The following is a 20,981-nucleotide window of genomic DNA, read 5'->3' as shown; positions in this document are numbered from 1 at the left end:
ATCACTTAAATGGCATTATCTTCCTTCCATTTTTTGAAATTTTTCATAAAACTTCGTAAAATGTCAGGGTTCTGTAAATCCGTTAAGGGGTAAACAAAAGTTTCGAAATCTTGCTTAATCTGCTTCTTCAAAACAAAAATAGATTTCATATTGTTTTTATGACTGAAGACTGTCTCCGGTAAAGAAATGACCGATAAAACAGCGGCTTTTTCTTGCAGCCAAGCCTTTAATAAAGGACTCTGTTCGCTGGTCAGCAAATCAACAGGTGCCAAAAAAATGGCCAGTCCATTTTTCTTTAAGTACTTAAGCGACTGCTCCATTAAAAGATGATGAGCGTAGGTATGCCCCTCTTTTGCTGCAACTTTATAGCGCATCGCAATATCATCATTAGGATAAAAACCAACAGGTAAATCGCTGATAATAACATCACTTTCCTTTAAAATTTGCGGCCGCACTGCATCTTCTTGAATAAAATGAACAGGAGAATCTAAAACATCCGCAACACTTGCTGACAGATCAATCAAAAGATCATCAACCTCAATCCCCATATAGTCGAGCTGTTTCGAGCTGTTATTAACCAGTGTTTCTGCGAGATTTCCTGTTCCCGATCCGATTTCAAGAATATCTAACTGGTCACTGTCAGTCAATTCTTCCAATAAATAGAGAATGATAAAACCGATACTGTCCGGGGTAAACTGGTGGTTTGCCTGCAGCTGATGCTCTTGGGCTGCCTTAATAAACAGAAACTGAAAAGCTCTGCGCCACTCTTCTTTGCTGAGATTCAGCTGCTGTAATTTATAATTATTCTGAGTGATTATATCACCGGCTCCATCAGCTCCCAGATAATAAGCATTTTGCTCGATTAGAGCATCATAAAGATTTGTCCGAAGCCTTGTTTCCAGTTGCTGACAATTCTCCAACAGTAAATTATAGGCTGTTTCTATTTTTCCAAAATCCATAATTTCCTCCAGCACCTATCATATCAAAAATAGATTCAACTGGCAAAATCAGTAGTTTTTAGATTGAGAACTCCTATTTTCTTTTGATTCCTCAAGATTTGCTTTATCTTTTTCAGAATTTCTTTTAGCCGCCTTCTCCGCAGTTCTTTTATCCTCTTCCTTAAAATGATAGTGATAAGATTGACCGCTTTTCAAATGCACGTCAATCAAAATCTGCTGATTCTCCTTTTGATAACTTGAATGACCGTAGTTAAAGGTAAACTGCCCCTTGTTATCTTCAGCTAAATCCTGAGTTAATTCTGCCATAAGGTGGGCTTGGCTGGCTGATAATTGTGCTTGGCTCTGCCTTTCCATTGCCAGAACACGGTTAAGGTAAAACTGCAATAAAAGACTGAATATCGCTGCCATTAGAAGGGCATATAAAAGAACACCTGCCTTAACCTTTCTCATCGAACGCATAGATGAAAGTCCTCTCTAATCCATTATCAAAAGTAATATCCAGCTTCACAACTTCCCCTGATTGTTTAAAATAGGCTGTCTTTACTCCTGTCAGCATCGGCTGATAACCGCGCCCGTCAGCATTAGTCTTCCTAAAATCTGTCGCCTTTGATTTGCCAAAAGCCAAATTCTGTCCGTCTTTACTGATATAAAGTTTATGACCTTCTAGTTTCTGAAAACTTGTCCCCTCAAGTTCTGCGCGAAATTGCTGGCAGAAGAGCAGCCATTTATCCTGTTGATTTTTTGATAAATAGTGAACGTTGCTGCTGATTACTTTAGTGAGACCGCTGTAAACGGATATGCTGCCGGCAATAACAAGCAGGGCGACCAGACACTCCAGAAGTGTAAAAGCCCTTAATTTACTCTTTAACAAGGCTTATAACCTCCTTTTGACCATTGTAAACAGTAATTGCTGTTTCATCTTTGACAACTCTCACACTGACACCATTAAGGCTCAGGTTATCTTGCTTAGTCTGAACAGCCATTGTCGCCAGATTCATCATCTCCTGCCTTTGTAAATTGTCAGCAAGCCTTTTTTGATCGTGATTCATCTGCTGAAGAATCAAAGATGTGATTGTTACCAAAAGTCCCAAAGCAATTAGACTTTCAAGGAGAATATAAGCTTTCATTTTCTGTCTTTTTATATTGACCACTCCCTATATATAATTGATAAGTTACTGTCTTTTTTGGAGTCCGGAAACTAAATTTAGCCAGCGATGAGTTGCCGCCTGCCTGATCAAAATGCAGCGCCATGGTTTTTTCTAATTTTATATTCTCAGGAACATCAAGCGTCTCAACACCATTAGAAATCTCTCCCTTGTCTAAAGTTAAAGTCATTTCCTGCTTAGATAGAGAACTGAGCTTCTGTGTATCACGATAAAGATGTTCAAACGACAGAAAAAAGAGCTGCTCTTCCACACTGGCAAAAGTCTGACTGATCCCTCCAGACAGAATTAGGATTAAAAAAGCTGTTATAGCCAGAGTTATCAGGCTCTCTAAAAGTGTAAAAGCTTTAATTCGCCACATGACGTGCCTTTTCAGGATGTTTCGCATAATAGGCTTTATAAGAATCCGCCTGTTCCTGAGTAATGTTGCCGCCGGCTACTAATTTTGAAAGAGTCGCCGATCCTGTCTGATCCAATTCATAGAGTTCAGCCTGGCTTTCAACGACTTTGACAACGGCTGAATTCCCCGTGTCTTTTACCTTGTCTTTTTGTTTTGCCAAATTAGGCACAAATAAAAGCAGCAAAACACTGATAATCAGCAAAACGACTAACATTTCAATCAGGGTAAAACCTTTTACGGTCACTTTCTTTAACTTTTTCATTATAAATGAACCTCCATATTTTGATAAATCGGCAGCAGCATTGCTGCATAAATCATTACGATAACCAACGCTACCAGGACAAAGACAAGAGGCTGGATGAACTGCATTGCTTTGTTGATCTTACTAAAGAAACGCTCCCAGCTCTCCTCAGCATAAATTTCAAGCTCACTGCCCAGTTTTGACTTTACTTCTCCATATTCAATCATCAGACTGAGTTCTCTTAAAAAGAAAGGATAATCTAAGACCTTCTGGTGAAATTCCTGACCAGATATAAGTGCCCTTTCCATATCATCGCCAATTTCTCTAAAGAGCCTCGACTTTTGCTCCTGCATCAGTCGAACAATCTGGGCCATCTCTACTCCCTGTCCTATAAGATTGCCCCATTCCCGTGCATAATAAGCCGTCAAATACAGCCGAAAATAACGACCTATAAATGGTATCTGACTGTAAATCGTCATTAAGCGTGTCCGACTCACTCTTCTTGAAAAAAGATAAAAAAATCCTGCTAAAAGTATGAAAAAACCGCATCCTAAGAGAAAAATAGCCGGAAAATGCGAAATAAGCTCCGTCGCAAAATTCCCATTTTCAAGCTGAGGCAGCAGGTAATTTTTTAATCCCAGCATAATAAGAATAAGAAAGATAATGAGAATAACAGGATAGGTGGTTACTTCCACCAGCTTCTTTCTGACAATAATGAGATTGTTTAAGTAGGCCTCGATTTTTAAGAGACTTTTCTGAGTATTCCCATGAATTTCAGAAAGTGCTAACTGTGTAACTACATTGTCAGAAAAGCCTAAGGAACCCATTATTTCTGCTAAATTCAAACCGTTTAGGAGCCCCTGACGCATACTGTCTGTATAAACTTTTGCCAGTAAGCGGCTGCGCTCTAAAAAATCTACAATTTCAGTCAGGTTGAAGCCGCTGGCAAAAAGATTATTAAACAATTGAATGACTTTTCTTTGTTTTTCAGTCCTTAATCTTTTCTGCCTCTGCTTCTTCCTGAGTGATATGTCCTTCTGCAAAAAGGCTGTCAATTTGTTTATTCCACTTTTGCGCTGAATGCTTTTGGTAGTCTCCTTGGGCAAAATCAATGACACCTCCTCCCTTAATTAAACGTTGGTAAGCAATCCCGCGTAAAGCATTTTCCAGCTCTTCCCGACTGACCCCCAATTCCAAAAGCCTGGCATAGACTCCGGGAATACTCTTAGCATGAATAGTTGAAAAAACAACTGCTCCGGTCAGACTTGCTCTGATAACGGCCCTTGCAGTCTCTTTATCTCTGATCTCCCCAATAATCAGAATGTCAGGACGATGCCTGAGAGACAGTTTAATTAAATTATCGTAAGTCATCTCAATGCTCTCATTTAACTGCAGCTGCAGCATATCGTCCTGTTTAATTTCCACTGGATCTTCAATAGTAATCACCTGCCTGCGGCTAAACTTCTCTTTGACTAACTGGTACATAAGTGTTGTTTTGCCGCTGCCGACCGGGCCTGAAAAGAGATAAAGTCCCCTCCCTTTAATTTCCTTTAAAATGAGATTCATGCCATTAAACCAAAATTTTAAATCATGGCGGCCGTCAAACAAGAGACGAATGACCAGACTCTCATAACTGCGGTAATCGCCGACACTTGAGAGCCGCAAAGAGATTGACTTATCTTCGTCGTAAGAATAATCGCAGGCTCCTAACTGGCTTCGTCTTTTTTCTCCAACGTTCATTCCTGCGACAAATTTGAAATGGCTGATAAGATTTGCCATAAACTGGTGCTCATAATCATCAATAAACCTTCTTTCATCTCCGATTCTCATATAGAGCTCATAAAAATCTTTTTTAGGAATAATATAAATATCCTGCGCTCTGTTTTGAACGGCTTCTGCAATAATTTTCTTTCCTAACTCTTGAACCATAAACCCTCCTACTTTATTCATTCGTAAAGAAAGAAAATTTTGAATAAAATCTTATTAATTTTGTTTTTAAAGCAAAAAAAATAAACCGCAGGCTATACTTGCGGTTTATTTTTCTTGAGAGAGCAGGCCCTGTGGCGAGGTCTGTCGCTTCGTCTGTCATAGCCCGGGCGATACATTTCCTCAGGAATTTCCTGCCAATCGGTTAAAAGAGCTAAGGAATAGTACTGCTGTACATATTCATCGCATTCTTCACACCAGCGCTGGTCTTCAACATCCCAAAACGCTGTCATAATACTGCTGCGGCTGTTAAAGCCTGAATGAGAACCATGTAAGTTCAGCCATTCCTTTTTATAATATTTTAGAGCTTCATAATAATGGTCAAATTCATAAACCTGAACGATGTCATCTTTCCAGCCATCCAAGAACCACCAAGGTTCCATATCGCCGTACATTTTTACTACCTGATACATAAACTTTACTTCCTTAATATCCTCATTATATAGGAAAAGTCTCAATTTTAAAAAAGTTCTGCTCATTTATGAGAAAGATTAGAATTATTATAAAAAAGCCCTGCTAAGCTGAGCTGCCTCCCAAAAGTTAGACATAAAATCTAACGATCGAAAAGCAGCTCAAAGCAGGACTCTTTTTATTCTGTTACAGGTGTTTCATCGATTTCAGTGTCTTCAATGAGTTCGACTTCATTAACAGCCTGCGGCTCAATGTTGCGGTAGCGAGCCATACCAGTACCGGCCGGAATAATCTTACCGATAATAACATTTTCCTTAAGACCAAGCAAGTGATCTTTCTTACCGCGAATAGCAGCATCTGTCAGAACACGGGTTGTTTCTTGGAAAGAAGCAGCTGATAAGAAGGAGTTGGTTTCAAGGGAAGCTTTCGTAATTCCCATAAGAACCGGACGGCTTGTGGCTGGAATACCGCCGGCAATAACAATATCCTTGTTGGCATCTGTAAAGTCAGCAATATCCATCAAAACGCCTGGAAGAAGATCTGTATCTCCCGGATCCATAACACGTACTTTGCGAAGCATTTGGCGAACCATAACTTCAACGTGCTTATCTCCGATTTCTACCCCTTGGCTGCGATACACTTTTTGAACTTCAGAAAGAAGGTAAATTTCAACAGATAAGGTGTCACGGACTTCCAGCAAGTGTTTTGGCTGGATAGAACCTTCTGTCAGCGGTGCTCCGCGGTGAACTTCATCGCCCACTTCAACTTTCATGCGAGCTGTAAATGGTACTGTGTACTCACCTTCTCCTGTTGCACCTTTGACGTAAACCTTTTTAGTGCGGGTAGCAGCGTCTTCTTCAATGTCTGTGACTTGTCCCTTAACCTCTGTGATAACGGCCTCACCTTTAGGGTTGCGGGCTTCAAAGATTTCTTGGATACGAGGAAGACCCTGTGTAATGTCGGCATTTGAAGCAACACCGCCTGTGTGGAAGGTACGCATAGTAAGCTGTGTACCTGGTTCACCGATGGATTGGGCAGCAATCGTACCAACTGCCTCACCAACTTCAACAGCATCACCTGTTGCTAAGTTGATACCATAACAATGACGGCAGACTCCATGACGCGTATTACATGTAAAGACTGAACGGATAGTCACCTCAGTAACACCAGCATCTACAATCTTACGAGCCATGTCTTCAGTAATCAACTCATCAGCTCCAACGAGAACCTGATTTGTTTCCGGATGTCTGACGGTCTTCTTAGTGTAACGGCCGACAAGACGCTCTTCAAGCGTTTCTGTTACTTCCTTACCATCGGTGATGGCTGTAATCGTCAGGCCGCGGTCAGTGTGACAGTCGTCTTCACGAATAATAACATCTTGGGCAACGTCAACCAAACGGCGGGTAAGATAGCCGGAATCGGCAGTCTTAAGCGCTGTATCGGTCATCCCTTTACGGGCACCGTGGGTTGAGAAGAACATTTCCAAAACAGACAGACCTTCACGGAAGTTTGAAAGGATCGGCAGTTCCATGATGCGTCCGTTAGGAGCAGCCATCAAGCCGCGCATACCGGCAAGCTGGGAGAAGTTAGAGATGTTACCACGCGCTCCGGAGTCCATCATCATAACGATCGGATTCTTAGAATCCTGTGTTTCAACCAAACGCTCTTCCAGTTTTTCCTTAGCATCACGCCAAGTTGCCGTAACAGCTTCATAGCGATCCTCGTCTGTCATGAGACCGCGACGGAAAGCTTTGGAAATATCTTCAACACGATGGTGAGCTGCATCTATAATTTCCTGCTTGTTATCAATAACTGGAATGTCAGCGATACCTACTGTTAAACCGGCCAAGGTTGAATGATAATAACCAAGGTCTTTCAAACGGTCAAGAAAGGCTGAAGTTTCAGTTGTACGGAAACGTTTAAAGATTTCAGCGATAATGTTACCAAGATTTTTCTTCTTAAATGGAATATTTAAGTCAAGATTTTTGATAACTTCCTTGATATCAGAGCCGGGCGTTAAGAAATACTTATCAGGCGTTTTGTCTGTTAAGTTGGCATTGTTTGGCTCCTGAAGGTAAGGAAGGTCTGCCGGCATAATATCATTGAAGAGAATTTTACCAACAGTTGTAATCATGATTTTGTGCTTTTGCTCATCTGTCCATGGTTTGTCAGACATGCTGTCGACAGCAATACCGACACGGCTGTGGAGATGAACATAGCCGTTGCGATAGGCCATAACAGCTTCATCACGGTCTTTGAAGACCATTCCTTCACCCTCACGGCCGGCATCTTCCATGGTTAGATAGTAGTTACCAAGAACCATATCTTGAGATGGGGTAACGACTGGTTTACCGTCTTTAGGATTAAGAATGTGTTCAGCAGCCAGCATCAAGAGACGAGCTTCTGCTTGAGCCTCTTCAGACAGCGGCACGTGAATAGCCATTTGGTCCCCGTCAAAGTCGGCGTTGTAAGCTTCACAGGCCAGCGGATGGAGCCGCAAAGCCTTACCGTCAATCAAAACGGGTTCAAAAGCTTGAATACCCAAGCGGTGAAGAGTCGGTGCGCGATTAAGAAGAACCGGATGCTCTTTAATGACTTCTTCAAGAATATCCCAAATGCGGTCATCGCCGCGCTCAATCAAGCGTTTTGCTGCCTTGACATTTTGTACGATGTCTCGCGCTACAATCTCGCGCATGACAAACGGTTTAAAGAGCTCAATCGCCATTTCACGCGGCACACCGCATTGGTACATCTTAAGTGTCGGACCGACAGCAATAACCGAACGTCCTGAGAAGTCGACACGTTTACCAAGGAGGTTTTGACGAAAACGGCCTTGCTTACCTTTAAGCATGTGGCTCAATGATTTCAATGGACGGCTGCCGGGTCCGGTAATCGGACGGCCGCGGCGGCCATTATCAATCAGAGCATCCACCGCTTCCTGCAGCATCCGTTTTTCATTTTGCACAATAATGCCGGGAGCATTCAGCTCGAGCAAACGCGCCAAACGGTTGTTACGGTTAATAACACGGCGGTAGAGATCGTTAAGGTCAGAAGTTGTAAAGCGGCCGCCGTCCAATTGCAGCATCGGACGAAGATCAGGCGGAATAACCGGCAGGATGTTAAGTACCATCCACTCAGGTTTATTGCCAGATTTTTGGAAAGCATCAAGAACATCCAAACGACGGACAGCTTTCACCCGTTTTTGTCCGGAAACTGTTTTTAATTCTGCTTTCAGCTCTGCAATTTCTGCATCTAAATCAACACGTTTCAAGAGGTCTTGGATCGCTTCTGCACCCATTTTGGCAACAAATGATCCCGGACCGTATTCTTGAAGTTTTTCACGGTATTCGCGCTCAGTCAAAAGAGATTTTGGCTCAAGCGGTGTATCCTTAGGATCGATCACCACATAAGCTGCAAAGTAAATAACTTCTTCTAAAGCGCGTGGGCTCATATCAAGAGTGAGACCCATACGAGAAGGGATACCTTTAAAGTACCAGATATGAGAAACAGGCGCTTTCAATTCGATATGCCCCATGCGTTCACGGCGAACTCTGGTACGAGTCACCTCAACGCCGCAGCGGTCACAAATAATCCCTTTGTAGCGAATACGCTTGTATTTGCCGCAGGCACATTCCCAATCCTTAGTAGGACCGAAAATAACCTCATCAAACAGACCGTCACGTTCTGGTTTTAAGGTCCGATAGTTGATTGTTTCAGGTTTTTTAACCTCACCGTAAGACCATGAACGGACCTTATTAGGTGAAGCTAATGTGATTTGCATACTTTTAAAACGATTTACGTCAACCACTAATTTTACCTTTCTTATGATTATCAGCAGCTAGACTGCCTAAACTATAGGTTAAGCAGCCAGCAGTTTGTTTATCTGTTATTTTTCATCACCATTTGCAAATTCGGCAGCTTCAATGACTTGTTTTTCACGCGCTTTTTCAAGATCATCAACGTGCATAACTTCTTCATCTTCGCCTTCATCGAGATCACGAAGTTCAACTTCTCTGTCATCTTCATCAAGGACGCGCATATCAAGTCCCAGTGACTGCAGTTCCTTCACAAGAACGCGGAATGACTCCGGCACACCTGGTTTTGGAATCGGATTGCCCTTGGTAATGGCTTCATAAGCTTTGAGACGGCCTGTGATATCATCAGACTTGTAAGTCAAGATTTCTTGCAGAACATTTGACGCACCGTAAGCTTCCAGTGCCCAAACTTCCATTTCACCAAACCGCTGTCCTCCAAACTGAGCTTTACCTCCCAGCGGCTGCTGAGTGATAGTTGAGTAAGGACCGACAGAACGGGCATGGAGCTTATCGTCAACCATGTGGTGGAGCTTGATCATGTACATGACACCGACAGATACACGGTTATCAAATGGTTCACCAGTCCGGCCATCATAGAGAACAGTTTTGGCATCAGAAGCCATACCGGCTTCTTTGACCGTTTCCCAAAGATCATCGGACGTTGCACCGTCAAAGACCGGAGTTGCGATATGAATGCCTAAGCTGCGGGCAGCCATACCAAGGTGGAGTTCCATAACCTGTCCGATATTCATCCGTGATGGCACCCCGAGAGGGTTCAGCATAATATCAACAGGAGTTCCGTCCGGAAGATACGGCATGTCCTCAACAGGAACAATACGTGAAACGACACCCTTGTTCCCGTGACGTCCGGCCATTTTATCCCCGACTTTGATCTTACGTTTTTGAGCGATATAAACACGAACAAGCGTATTAACTCCTGATTGAAGTTCGTCACCGTTGGCACGGGTAAAGATTTTCACATCACAGACAACACCGTCTCCGCCGTGAGGAACACGGAGCGACGTATCACGCACTTCACGTGATTTGTCACCAAAGATAGCGTGCAGGAGACGCTCTTCAGCAGTGAGATCTTTTTCACCTTTAGGCGTTACTTTTCCGACAAGAATGTCCCCTTCTTTTACTTCGGCACCAATGCGGATGATGCCCATTTCATCGAGATCTTTGAGGGCTTCTTCTCCCACATTTGGAACTTCACGCGTGATTTCTTCAGGGCCGAGTTTTGTGTCGCGGGTTTCAGATTCAAATTCTTCTAAGTGAACAGATGTGTAAACATCGTCTTTAACCAGGCGTTCACTCATAATGACAGCATCTTCAAAGTTATAGCCTTCCCATGTCATATAGGCAACAATAGGGTTTTGCCCAAGCGCCATTTCACCTTTTTCCATAGAAGGACCGTCAGCAATAAAGTCACCCTTTTCCACACTGTCTCCTACCTTGACAAGTGTACGTTGGTTATAGGCAGTTCCTGAGTTAGAACGGCGGAATTTTGTGATATTGTACACGTCAAGAGAGCCATCTTCGCGGCGGACTTCGACCTTGTCTGCATCAGAGTAAACGACCTTACCGTTATTTTGAGCAATAATGGCAGCTCCTGAATCGTGGGCAGCCTGATATTCCATACCTGTTCCGACAAGCGGAGCTTTAGGATCAATCAGAGGCACAGCCTGACGCTGCATGTTGGCACCCATAAGGGCACGGTTGGAGTCATCGTTTTCAAGGAATGGAATACAAGCTGTCGCAACCGCAACTACCTGTTTAGGAGAAACATCCATGTATTCGACTGAACTTGCCGGAAATTCCTGGTTATTCCCTTGGTGGCGTCCCATGACGATTTCTTCGGCAAAGGTACCGTCTTCATTGAGTTTTGAGTTGGCCTGAGCAACAGTGTATTCATCTTCTTCATCCGCAGTCAGCCATTCAATCTCATTGGTAACCACGCCTGTGCTGCGATCAACCTTGCGGTAAGGTGTTTGGATGAAACCGTATTTGTTGAGGTGTCCGTATGAAGACAAGTTGTTGATCAAACCGATGTTTGGTCCTTCAGGCGTTTCAATCGGACACATACGGCCGTAATGAGTGTAGTGCACATCACGCACTTCATAACCTGCACGGTCACGTGTCAAACCTCCAGGTCCCAAGGCTGACAAACGGCGCTTGTGAGACAGCTCAGACAGCGGATTGTGCTGATCCATAAACTGTGATAATTGAGAAGAGCCAAAGAATTCTTTGATAGCAGCGGTCACCGGACGGATATTGATGATTTGCTGCGGTGTGAGAACCTCATTGTCCTGGACAGACATCCGTTCACGAACATTTCTTTCCATACGAGCCAGACCGATACGGAATTGGTTGGCCAGCAATTCACCGACGGCACGGATACGGCGGTTCCCTAAGTGGTCAATATCGTCAACCTTGCCGAGACCTTCAGCTAAATTAAGGAAATAAGACATTTCAGCTAAGATATCAGCAGGTGTCAGGTGACGTACCTTATCATCCGGATTAGCATTGCCGACAATGGTCACAACACGATCCGGATCATTAGGAGCTACGACTTTGAATTTTTGCAGAATAACAGGTTCTGTCAAAACAGCATACTCATTTGGTGTATAGACAATCTTGTTAAGATCGCCTTCCAGATAATCAGAAATAGAATCAATGACGCTGCGAGTCATTTCAGTTCCTGATTCAACCAGAATTTCACCTGTTTCAGGGTCCACCAGATTTTCAGCAATAACCTGATTCAAAAGACGGGTTTTGATATTTAATTTTTTGTTAATCTTATAACGGCCGACAGCTGCTAAATCGTAGCGGCGCGCATCAAAGAAACGCGCAATCAAAAGGCTGCGTGAACTGTCAGCTGTCTTAGGCTCACCCGGACGCAGGCGTTCGTAAATTTCTTTAAGAGCCTCATCAGTTCTGGAATCATTCGGATTTTTGTGGATATCTTTCTCGATAGTATTGCGCACCAGGTCGCTCTCACCGAAAATATCAAGAATTTCATCATCACCGGAAAATCCAAGAGCCCGCACCAGCGTTGTAAATGGAATTTTACGCGTCCGGTCAATCCGTGTATAGGCAATATCCTTAGAGTCAGTCTCAAGTTCAAGCCAGGCACCGCGGTTAGGAATAACCGTAGAACCATAGCCGACTTTACCGTTTTTATCAACCTTATCATTAAAGTAAACACCTGGTGAGCGAACTAACTGGGAAACAATAATCCGCTCAGCACCATTGATGATAAACGTTCCCATTTCAGTCATAAGCGGAAAATCGCCAAAGAAGACTTCCTGGGTTTTGATTTCACCGGTTTCTTTATTAATCAGGCGGAAGGTTACAAAAATCGGCGCTGAATAATGTGCATCATGAGCGCTTGCTTCTTCCAAAGTATACTTAGGCTCCTTGATTTCATACCCTACAAACTCGAGTTCCATGGTTTCCGTAAAGTTTGAAATAGGAAAAACATCTTCAAAAACTTCCTTAAGACCGGTATCCAAAAAGTCTTTGAACGAATCCGTCTGAATCTCAATCAAATTTGGTAAATCAAGAACTTCTTTGATTCTTGAAAAACTGCGACGCGTACGGTGCTTACCGTATTGAACTTCATGTCCTGCCAAGTTTTAACTCCTTCTTCTTTCCAGACCTCTGCCCGAGGCCAAAACGTTAGCAAATTTGCCGTTTCCACTAATTTTCAGAAAGTTTAAATATCTATTACAAAATAGAGCTATACCGAAAATTAAGCACAAAAAGAGCAGCTAAATCTGACTCATTAAAGTTTGATTTAACTGCTGTAAGCTCTGATTGGACAATATTTCAACCAAAGCAGACGACAAATAGTTACGTATATTATATACTATCTCCCTGAGCTTGTCAAGAAATGCTATCTGCCTCCAATCTTTGACCAAGCCTTTTGGTAATCGCTGTCTGTACCGCCTATAGCAAATTTATAGACCGTATTGCCGGGACCGTTTTTAGCCCAGTAGCTGCTAGTTGTTGCACCGCCGACAGAAATAGCCTTTCCATTAACATTGACCGTCGCCGGTTTCAGACCTGTTGATTTCAGAACATTAGCTTTAATAACGCTGGAATCAAGACCGAAACGCTGGTTGGCTCCCCAAACATTTGGATCGGCCTGATTGATGGCATTGACCAAGTGCGCCATATATTGGGCGTTGTTGTTATAGCCTGTCATAGATTTTAAAGAAGTGTTATCATCATGGCCTGCCCAGCCTCCAAGCGTTGTCTTGGGTGTAGACAGCATCAGCCAAACATCTGTATAATCATCGGTTGTCCCTGTTTTTCCTGTCCAGTCAGCACCGGCCAAGCCTGAATTAAGAGCTTTCAGTCTATTTTTAAACGTTGTGGTTTTACCCGAACTAATGGGACCTCTGAGCATCTCATTCAAGATGCTGGCTGTCGCTTTCGAATAGACCCGAACCGGCTTAGAAGCATGCTGATAAACGACTTTGCCCTGGCTGTCAGTAATCTTTTCAACCATATATTGTTTTTGATAGACACCGCCGTTAGCGAGCGTTTGATAGCCATTTGTCTGCTGAGCAACCGTTGTTTCAACCCCGCCGCCTAAAGGAAGGCTTTCGATATAATATTCAGGAATGTGATAGCCCATTTTTTCCATATAATCGGGAACATCTACACCCTTTTGCAGCAAGGTCTGATAGGTCCAGTAAGCCGGAATATTCCAGGAAACGTCCAAGGCTTCCTGCAGATTGACCATCGCCGTTCCTTCATCTCCGGAGTGCATAATTTTTTGTCCGCTGGCAAAAGTTGTCGGATAATTTGAAAGCATGCTTGAGCTGCCCATAAGCCCTTGATCAATAGCAGGGCCGTAAGCCAGTAATGGCTTGATGCTGGATCCGGGTGATCTTGCCGTATCAAAAGCATGGTTATTTTGATTGCTCTTGTAATCACGTCCCCCTACAAATCCAAGAACAGCTCCGCTGGAATTATCCATCAAAACATTGCCGACTTCAACTTTCCCCGTCCCGTCATCAAGAGAGCCGCCATGCTGAGCAACAGCTGTCTGCATAGCTTTATAAACCTTTTTATTGATAGTTGTTGTGACCGTGTAGCCGCCTAAGCGCAGCTCCTGCAGAGCTTTTTCCTTGTAGGCTTCTTTGGTTTTATCATTTTTTAAATCCTGTGCAGACACCTTATCCCTTTTGACAAGATAGTCATACATAGCATCCCGGGCTTCTTCAAACACAGAATAGTATAAATAATCATGAGAATCTGTCTGAGCCGCCTGAGGTTTTCTAAAATCTTTTTTCAGATCGTATTTCTTATAGCTTTCATAGTCAGCTTTTGATAGGACACCTGTGCGGTACATATTGTATAACACGTTTTGTGAGCGCTTCAGGCCCAGCTTCATATCTTCGGCTGACTTGAGTTTTCCTGATGCTGTGTAAGGCGAATACGTAATAGGACTTTGCGGCAAACCGGCTAAAAATGCTGCCTGAGGAATGGTCAGATCTTTAGCGGCAACACCAAAAATTCCCCGAGCCGCTTCCTCAATTCCGGCAATATTTTGCCCTTTATTATTGCGTCCAAATGGAGAGACATTCAGATAATTGGTCAGAATCCTGTCCTTGTCCTCATAACGTTCAAGCGCAAGAGCGTAAACGATCTCCTTAGTTTTACGTTTGAAAGTAGGATCATCCCCCAGAACCTGCTGTTTTAAGAGCTGCTGCGTCAGTGTTGAACCGCCGCTGCTTTCACCCAGTCCCAAAACCGAACCCAGTGCTGCTCGGAACACAGCTTTGGGAACAACCCCATGGTGCTCTTTAAAATTCTCATCTTCCGTTGCAATAACAGCCTTTTTCACATTTTCCGAGATATCTTTGCCATCCACAGGTGTTCTTAAAAGGTCTGTGTCAATTGTTGAAATCAGCGACTTATCTGAATAGGTCATTTTAGAAATTCTGGTTAATGTATTGACCTGAGTAACCAAGTCTGTCTTAGCAGGAACCTTTACGGTTTCTACCTGACTGGCCAGATAACCAAAACCCACACCAAGGCCTAAGAAAACAAATAAAAGAAGAAGAATATAAGCAAAATCGGACAATAGTTTCAAGGTGCGCAAAAAAACGGAGCCGAAATCCAGATAATCTGTCCGCTTTAATTCTTTTAACTTTAAATTTTTAAACCAGTTTACAAAGTCGATTTTACTAAAATCAGGCTTTTTAGCAGTTATTTCTTTGAACTTTCTTTTTATTTTTTCCAGCAGGGACATAACAATACCTCAATTTATATTATACCAAATTTATCATGTTTAATATAGCCGCTAAATGAAGGAGTTCTTTTCTTACTCTCTCATAAGAACTTGCACAGGCCCTGTTGTTTTTGATATAATGCTTTGTAATGTTATAAGAATATGGAGAAAAGCAATGACAATTTTTGAAGAACTTAAAGCACGCGGCTTAGTCTTTCAAACTACTGATGAAGAGGCCCTGAAAAAAGCATTGGATGAAGGCTCTGTGTCTTTTTATTCAGGCTATGATCCGACAGCAGACAGCCTCCATCTGGGTCATCTGGTACCGATTTTGGTCATGAAGCACCTGCAATTAGCTGGACATAAACCCTACCCGCTTGTCGGAGGAGCTACCGGACTGATTGGCGACCCTTCCTTTAAGGATGATGAGCGCAGCCTTCAGACCAAAGAAACCGTCAAAGGCTGGGTAGCAAGTATCCGCAGTCAGCTGGAGCGTTTTATTGAGTTTGAAAACGGTGATAACAAAGCTCAGATGGTCAATAACTATGACTGGTTCGAATCTGTCAACTTTATTGATTTCCTGCGGGATGTCGGTAAATATTTCACCGTCAACTACATGATGAGCAAGGAATCCGTGAAAAAACGCATTGAAACTGGGATTTCATATACTGAATTTGCCTACCAAATTATGCAGGCCTATGATTTTTATGTTCTCAATCAAAAATACGGTGTTACCTTACAAATCGGCGGCTCCGATCAATGGGGCAATATGACTGCCGGTACTGAGCTGCTCCGCCGCAAGGCTGATAAACAAGGGCATGTGATTACCGTTCCCTTAATTACGGATGCTACCGGCAAAAAGTTCGGTAAATCAGAAGGCAACGCTGTCTGGCTCGATGCCGATAAAACATCTCCTTATGAAATGTATCAATTCTGGCTGAATGTCATGGATGCCGATGCTGTTCGTTTTCTTAAAATCTTTACTTTCCTGTCTCTGGATGAAATTGAAGATATCCGTGTAAAATTCGAAGCGGCTCCTCATGAACGTTTAGCACAGAAAACACTGGCAAAAGAAGTTGTCACCTTTGTCCACGGCGAAGAAGCCTATAAAGAAGCTGTTAAGATTACCGAGCAGCTCTTTGCAGGGAATATCAAGAGCCTTTCTGCCAAAGAACTTAAGCAAGGTCTCAGCAATGTTCCCAACTATCCTGTAAAATCAGAGGACAGCCTTAATATCGTTGATATTTTAGTCACTGCGGGTATTGTCAATTCTAAACGTCAGGCTCGTGAAGATGTGCAAAACGGTGCTGTTTATATCAACGGCGAACGCGTTCAGGACTTGGATTATCAATTATCTGACCAAGATAAGGTTGATGACGAGCTGACTGTTATCCGCCGCGGCAAGAAAAAATATTTTGTCTTAACGTATTAATCGCATGACAAAGAAAGTGAAGTCAATCGATCTCTAAAGGATTTCGATTGACTTCACTTTTTTCTTTGCAGGTATAAATTTTCTGAATCTCAGATTGATTTAATCTTTTATCAGCTGGTTGAGCAGACCGACAAATAGGAAAATTCCAATAAAAATCATCGTGATTGTCGCACTGGCAGGTGTTTCAGCCAGATAAGAAATAAAAATACCAGATACCATTCCGATAAAACCAATCAAGATGCCCAAGGCAATAACCGTTTTAAAGTTGTTTCCCAGCCGCATTGCAATACTTGCAGGCAACACCATAATCGTTGATACCAAAAGTGCCCCTGCTGCCGGAATAGTAAGAGCAATAGCCACTCCTGTAACAACATTGAACAAAATGGACATAAGCCGAACAGGCAAACCATCTACAAAGGCCGTTTCTTCATCAAAAGTCAAAATATACATAGGACGGATAAAGCAAAATGTAAGAATTAAAACGATAGCTGCAATCGCAAACAAAGCAATGACCTGTTCACGGCTAATAGTAATAATAGAACCAAAGAGGTACTGTTCAAGGCTGACGTTGCTAGCGTCACCTGCCTTGCTCATAACAATTAAAGAAAGAGCCAAACCCATGGACATCAAAATAGCAGTGGCAATTTCCATATAATGACGGTAAACAGTACGCAAATATTCAAGAACCACAGCAGCTAAAGTAACCACTAAAAGGGTGGTCCATGTAGGCGAAATTCCCAGCAAAACTCCGAAAGCAACACCTGCTAAGGAGACGTGGCTAAGCGTATCACTCATCAGACTCTGACGGCGCAAAATAAGAAACAAACCCAAAATCGGAGCAAAAACACTGATAGCGACAACTGCCAGCAAAGCCCGCTGCATGAAATCATAAGCCAATATATCACTTAACATCATCTTTTCCTCCTTCATCTTTTCCATGGATATTAAAGCAGCGCCAAGGCAAGTCTTGATTTCTCACCAAATGAATATTTCGGTCCGCATATTCCTTAACCTCTTCAGGATCATGTGTAATCATCAGAACTGCTTTGCTGTGCTGATGAGCGCTGTGGTGCATCAGCTCATAAAAGGTCTCTGTTGTTCCTGCATCCATCCCGGTTGTCGGCTCATCTAGCACAAAAATATCAGGATCACTGGCAAACATTCTGGCGATAACCGCACGCTGCTTCTGACCTCCTGAAAGACTGCCGATAGGTTTATGACGGTTTTCCCACATACCGACCGACTCTAAGCTGGCCCTGATATGCTCTTCATCATGCTTGGTCAGCCGTCTGAACCAGCCGTTTCTTGGGTAGCGGCCCGATTTAACAAATTCGTAGACTGTACTTGGAAAACCGGCATTAAAACTGGCAATCTGCTGAGGCAGATAGGCCAGCCGCAATTTTTTGCCAGCCACGTTCGTTTTGGAAAATTCCACAGAACCGACTTTCGGTTTTAAAATACCCAGAGTTGCCTTGATTAAAGTTGACTTGGCAGCCCCGTTTTCCCCCGTCAGTGTCACAAATTCACCGCTGTCTAAATGGTAGTTAATTCCTTCTAAAACAGGTTCTGAGTCATATTGATAAGATAGATTTTTTACAGTAATATATCGCACAGCTACTCCTTTAATTCCTTGCTTAAAGCAGTTAAAAAGCGACTGATAACAGCCTGCTCCTCTTTTGAAAAGGTGTCCAAGAGATGATCATAAACCGACAGTGTCAAAGCATGGTGGTGTTCATGCTCCCGGGCAATAGGCTTAGCCAAATCGGTCAGACGAAAATACGCAACCCTTGCATCCGTCTTGTCTTTTATGGACTCAAGCATCTCTTGTTTTACAAGGGATTTGACCGCTTTTGTCACCGCTGCCTGGCTGACCTTTAAGCGCTTAGCCAAGTCTGAATTTGTCAGATTTTCCTGTGCCAGCAGCATCAAAATATGCTCCTGGGTGTTGGTCAGTTTGATCTCACTTTGGCAAGAACCAATCAGCAGCTCATGTTGATTTTCAGCCTTTAAAAGAATTTGATTGATCAAGTGATCAATGTCCTGTCCCAATGCCATAGCCCCCTCCTTTTAATTAACTGGTTAATTATTTGTCGCTTAATCTTACCATAAATAAAAAAAAGAATCAAATGAATTCGATTCTTTTTATAATATTCTCACCTTATAAACTTCCCTGCAAAAGCCCTTCATGCTGTTAACAACGCGATTAGCGCGCTTTTCTGTCCGGCAGAGTGCAAAAACTGTCGGTCCGCTGCCCGTCATCAAAGATATATCAGCCCCGCATTTATCCATACGATCTTTAATTTTTTGAATAAAAGGTTTTCTGGCAATGGTGATATCCTCAAGCGAATTCCCCATGGCCTGCAGCACCTCTTCATAAGAATCTGTCAAAATAGCTTCCTTTAAGGCATCAATATTGACTCGAGAAATCGTGTCAGTATCAATCTCCTTAAAAATTGTTCTTGTTGAAATGCCAAAGTCAGGCTTAACCAAAACGACCCAGGCCGACAGAGAATTTGGCAGATTTTCAACAATTTCTCCCTTACCCGAAATAAGGGCACAGCCGCCTTTGATGCAATAAGGAACATCACTGCCAATTTCAAAGCCAATTTCAATCAGTTCTTCTTCTGATAAGTTAAGATTCCATAAACGATTGAGAGCACGCAAGGTTGCAGCCGCATCGCTGGATCCTCCTCCCAAACCCGCACATATAGGAATCGATTTTTGCAGCGATATTTCAAGCCCGGTGCGAATCTCATACCGCTCCTTCAAAAGCTGAGCCGCCTTGCAAACATCATTTTTACTGTTCAGCGGCAGCTTGCAGCTGTTTGATTTGACGACAATCTGATCCTCTGCAGTCTCTGTAATCGTAATATAATCATTTAAATCCACACTGACCATAATCATTGACAGTTCGTGAAAACCATCCTGACGCTTGCCGGCAATATCAAGACCAAGATTGATTTTAGCAGGAGCTTTCTCAACAATTTCCATATCGTGCCTTTCTTGTGAATGATTATATTAATTATACCAAAAACTTCTCTTCTGTGGTTTGCCAAACCGTATAAAAACCAACTTTTCCCAGGTCAAAAGCAGCCAAAGAACATATAAAAAAGCCGAAGCAAAAAGCCTCAGCTCCATTATATAAACGTGTAATACAGGTGATCAAATATAAGATTGACTGTACCAGCGGTAATTCCCTTTTTCTTACCTGCTGGTTCTTTCAAGAAAACCATTCACCAAAATTCTCTTTTATTTTGCTTTTACCTGATTAACTTTTTTGATAGCTCTGTGTTGATAAGCCAATCGAAATCAAAATAAGCAAGATATTTTTACCTAATGTTCTCTTAAACTTGTGTCATCAAAGTCACTTAATTTTTTCTTGAGATCTTTAAGCATTTTTTGCCTGCCTAAAAATCGCTCACCAGCCACCAAACGTTCAAACTGCTCTTTTTGATTCTCGTTCAGCCCTTTCTTATAAGCTGTCAAACGATCATAAAACAAAACATATTCATCCAGCTGCATACCTGCAGCCGAAACACAGTGAGCCACCTCACTAATTTCATCATAAGGCATTTTATTAAAACGTCGTTTTTGACTTTCCTGCTGGCGCAAAACATCTTTAATATAATTAGAGAATCTTGTTTTAAAATAAACATACAGCTTTGAATCATCCTCAGTCAGTTCAGGATGTTCCTTTAATAACTGATGCAAAACCAGCATTCCCTCTTGTTGCCAGTCTTCCCGAGTCCATAATTTAATAAAGTAATAGCGCTGCAGTTTAAATATAATCGGCTTAACTTTATTAAAAGCAATTTCAAAATCTTCTTCCATCTTCACGATGCCCTCCTTTATATGATGACATCATTATAAAGCTAAAGCAATTTTAAGAACAGGACATAAATGTCCTGTTTTCTCATGACACCACAAAAAAACACCCCCTGATGAGGTGTTTAAAGAAGCTATTACTCCGGCAGTAGGACTCGAACCTACGACATCATGATTAACAGTCATGCGCTACTACCAACTGAGCTATGCCGGAATATCGCTAAGCGACTACCCTATCTCACAGGGGGCAACCCCCAACTACTTCAGGCGTGCTAGGACTTAACTGCTGTGTTCGGCATGGGTACAGGTGTCTCTCCTAGGCTATCGTCACTTAACTGCTGAATGAGGTAGCTCACTCATAATTGAATAGCGCTTGAAACCACTGCTGTTGCTTCAGTAATTGTACTTTATTTGGATAAGTCCTCGAGCGATTAGTATTGGTCCGCTTCATATGTCACCATACGTCCACTCCCAACCTATCTACCTGTTCTTCTCTCAGGGC

Annotated in this window: 18 protein-coding genes, 1 tRNA gene and 2 rRNA genes; 1 reads left to right on the top strand and 20 read right to left on the bottom strand. The window is 42.6% G+C overall.

Annotated elements, in window-relative coordinates:
- Positions 1-5: 5 nt before the first annotated feature.
- From AC4HAN_RS07575 to pbp1b, 12 genes are all read right to left on the bottom strand, one after another.
- Positions 6-959, bottom strand: a complete 954-nt coding sequence (locus tag AC4HAN_RS07575; protein ID WP_491091972.1) for a class I SAM-dependent methyltransferase — start codon at positions 957-959, stop codon at positions 6-8.
- 48 nt (positions 960-1,007) lie between these two features.
- A complete protein-coding gene (gene comGG, locus AC4HAN_RS07570; protein WP_491091971.1) occupies positions 1,008-1,418 on the bottom strand; it encodes a competence type IV pilus minor pilin ComGG in 411 nt (136 codons plus the stop codon).
- A complete protein-coding gene (gene comGF, locus AC4HAN_RS07565) occupies positions 1,396-1,830 on the bottom strand; it encodes a competence type IV pilus minor pilin ComGF (RefSeq protein ID WP_491091969.1) in 435 nt (144 codons plus the stop codon). The genes comGG and comGF overlap by 23 nt, the downstream gene beginning before the upstream one ends.
- Entirely contained in the window at positions 1,817-2,110 is a 294-nt protein-coding gene (gene comGE / locus AC4HAN_RS07560) for a competence type IV pilus minor pilin ComGE (protein ID WP_491091968.1), read from the bottom strand. The genes comGF and comGE overlap by 14 nt, the downstream gene beginning before the upstream one ends.
- Positions 2,064-2,483 (bottom strand): competence type IV pilus minor pilin ComGD, encoded by a 420-nt coding sequence (gene comGD, locus AC4HAN_RS07555; protein ID WP_491091967.1) that lies wholly within the window; start codon positions 2,481-2,483, stop codon positions 2,064-2,066. The genes comGE and comGD overlap by 47 nt, the downstream gene beginning before the upstream one ends.
- A complete protein-coding gene (comGC, locus tag AC4HAN_RS07550) occupies positions 2,470-2,784 on the bottom strand; it encodes a competence type IV pilus major pilin ComGC (RefSeq protein ID WP_491091966.1) in 315 nt (104 codons plus the stop codon). Before comGC ends, comGD begins: the two co-directional genes overlap by 14 nt.
- Positions 2,784-3,818: a competence type IV pilus assembly protein ComGB gene (gene comGB, locus AC4HAN_RS07545; protein ID WP_491091965.1), complete on the bottom strand. Its 1,035-nt coding sequence runs from the start codon at positions 3,816-3,818 to the stop codon at positions 2,784-2,786. Before comGB ends, comGC begins: the two co-directional genes overlap by 1 nt.
- The gene (comGA, locus tag AC4HAN_RS07540; protein ID WP_491091964.1) at positions 3,751-4,692 is read right to left on the bottom strand and encodes a competence type IV pilus ATPase ComGA; all 942 of its coding nucleotides are present in this window, start codon (positions 4,690-4,692) and stop codon (positions 3,751-3,753) included. The genes comGB and comGA overlap by 68 nt, the downstream gene beginning before the upstream one ends.
- A gap of 92 nt (positions 4,693-4,784) precedes the next feature.
- The gene (locus AC4HAN_RS07535) at positions 4,785-5,162 is read right to left on the bottom strand and encodes a DUF1033 family protein (RefSeq protein WP_491091963.1); all 378 of its coding nucleotides are present in this window, start codon (positions 5,160-5,162) and stop codon (positions 4,785-4,787) included.
- 176 nt (positions 5,163-5,338) lie between these two features.
- Positions 5,339-8,968, bottom strand: a complete 3,630-nt coding sequence (gene rpoC / locus AC4HAN_RS07530) for a DNA-directed RNA polymerase subunit beta' (protein WP_491091962.1) — start codon at positions 8,966-8,968, stop codon at positions 5,339-5,341.
- 78 nt (positions 8,969-9,046) lie between these two features.
- Positions 9,047-12,610 (bottom strand): DNA-directed RNA polymerase subunit beta, encoded by a 3,564-nt coding sequence (gene rpoB, locus AC4HAN_RS07525; protein ID WP_491091961.1) that lies wholly within the window; start codon positions 12,608-12,610, stop codon positions 9,047-9,049.
- A 263-nt stretch (positions 12,611-12,873) separates the two neighbouring features.
- Positions 12,874-15,243, bottom strand: a complete 2,370-nt coding sequence (pbp1b, locus tag AC4HAN_RS07520; RefSeq protein WP_491091960.1) for a penicillin-binding protein PBP1B — start codon at positions 15,241-15,243, stop codon at positions 12,874-12,876.
- Between the two features lie 154 nt (positions 15,244-15,397).
- Here pbp1b and tyrS point away from each other — a divergent pair, with 154 nt between their 5' ends.
- Positions 15,398-16,654, top strand: a complete 1,257-nt coding sequence (gene tyrS / locus AC4HAN_RS07515; protein ID WP_491091959.1) for a tyrosine--tRNA ligase — start codon at positions 15,398-15,400, stop codon at positions 16,652-16,654.
- A 99-nt stretch (positions 16,655-16,753) separates the two neighbouring features.
- On the opposite strand, the gene AC4HAN_RS07510 is transcribed toward tyrS, so the two are convergent.
- The 8 genes from AC4HAN_RS07510 to AC4HAN_RS07475 form a co-directional block, all read right to left on the bottom strand.
- On the bottom strand, positions 16,754-17,566 hold the full coding sequence (locus AC4HAN_RS07510) for a metal ABC transporter permease (protein WP_491092087.1): 813 nt from the start codon (positions 17,564-17,566) through the stop codon (positions 16,754-16,756).
- Positions 17,556-18,266 (bottom strand): metal ABC transporter ATP-binding protein, encoded by a 711-nt coding sequence (locus tag AC4HAN_RS07505; RefSeq protein WP_491091958.1) that lies wholly within the window; start codon positions 18,264-18,266, stop codon positions 17,556-17,558. Before AC4HAN_RS07505 ends, AC4HAN_RS07510 begins: the two co-directional genes overlap by 11 nt.
- A 2-nt stretch (positions 18,267-18,268) precedes the next feature.
- On the bottom strand, positions 18,269-18,709 hold the full coding sequence (locus AC4HAN_RS07500) for a zinc-dependent MarR family transcriptional regulator (RefSeq protein ID WP_491091957.1): 441 nt from the start codon (positions 18,707-18,709) through the stop codon (positions 18,269-18,271).
- An 87-nt stretch (positions 18,710-18,796) separates the two neighbouring features.
- Complete coding sequence (gene ispE, locus AC4HAN_RS07495; protein WP_491091956.1) at positions 18,797-19,645, bottom strand: 4-(cytidine 5'-diphospho)-2-C-methyl-D-erythritol kinase; 849 nt, start codon at positions 19,643-19,645, stop codon at positions 18,797-18,799.
- Positions 19,646-19,987: 342 nt separating this feature from the next.
- On the bottom strand, positions 19,988-20,485 hold the full coding sequence (locus AC4HAN_RS07490; RefSeq protein ID WP_491091955.1) for a sigma-70 RNA polymerase sigma factor region 4 domain-containing protein: 498 nt from the start codon (positions 20,483-20,485) through the stop codon (positions 19,988-19,990).
- 134 nt (positions 20,486-20,619) lie between these two features.
- Positions 20,620-20,693, bottom strand: a tRNA-Asn gene (locus tag AC4HAN_RS07485).
- Between the two features lie 5 nt (positions 20,694-20,698).
- Positions 20,699-20,814: ribosomal RNA gene (rrf, locus tag AC4HAN_RS07480) — 5S ribosomal RNA — on the bottom strand.
- Positions 20,815-20,890: 76 nt separating this feature from the next.
- Positions 20,891-20,981, bottom strand: a 23S ribosomal RNA gene (locus AC4HAN_RS07475); the annotation flags it as partial.

The sequence above is a fragment of the Streptococcus sp. ELY_86 genome (genome assembly GCF_058314495.1).
The sequence above is the reverse complement of the archived record's forward strand: the minus strand, read 5'-3'. Positions and strand labels throughout refer to the sequence as shown.

Bases quoted from the DNA above. Each gene is read 5' to 3' on its own strand.
- AC4HAN_RS07575 (WP_491091972.1), bottom strand. From the start codon at position 959: ATGGATTTTGGAAAAATAGAAACAGCCTATAATTTACTGTTGGAGAAT.
- comGG (WP_491091971.1), bottom strand. From the start codon at position 1,418: ATGCGTTCGATGAGAAAGGTTAAGGCAGGTGTTCTTTTATATGCCCTT.
- comGD (WP_491091967.1), bottom strand. From the start codon at position 2,483: ATGTGGCGAATTAAAGCTTTTACACTTTTAGAGAGCCTGATAACTCTG.
- comGC (WP_491091966.1), bottom strand. From the start codon at position 2,784: ATGAAAAAGTTAAAGAAAGTGACCGTAAAAGGTTTTACCCTGATTGAA.
- comGA (WP_491091964.1), bottom strand. From the start codon at position 4,692: ATGGTTCAAGAGTTAGGAAAGAAAATTATTGCAGAAGCCGTTCAAAAC.
- AC4HAN_RS07535 (WP_491091963.1), bottom strand. From the start codon at position 5,162: ATGTATCAGGTAGTAAAAATGTACGGCGATATGGAACCTTGGTGGTTC.
- pbp1b (WP_491091960.1), bottom strand. From the start codon at position 15,243: ATGTCCCTGCTGGAAAAAATAAAAAGAAAGTTCAAAGAAATAACTGCT.
- tyrS (WP_491091959.1), top strand. From the start codon at position 15,398: ATGACAATTTTTGAAGAACTTAAAGCACGCGGCTTAGTCTTTCAAACT.
- AC4HAN_RS07510 (WP_491092087.1), bottom strand. From the start codon at position 17,566: ATGTTAAGTGATATATTGGCTTATGATTTCATGCAGCGGGCTTTGCTG.
- AC4HAN_RS07500 (WP_491091957.1), bottom strand. From the start codon at position 18,709: ATGGCATTGGGACAGGACATTGATCACTTGATCAATCAAATTCTTTTA.
- ispE (WP_491091956.1), bottom strand. From the start codon at position 19,645: ATGGAAATTGTTGAGAAAGCTCCTGCTAAAATCAATCTTGGTCTTGAT.
- AC4HAN_RS07490 (WP_491091955.1), bottom strand. From the start codon at position 20,485: ATGGAAGAAGATTTTGAAATTGCTTTTAATAAAGTTAAGCCGATTATA.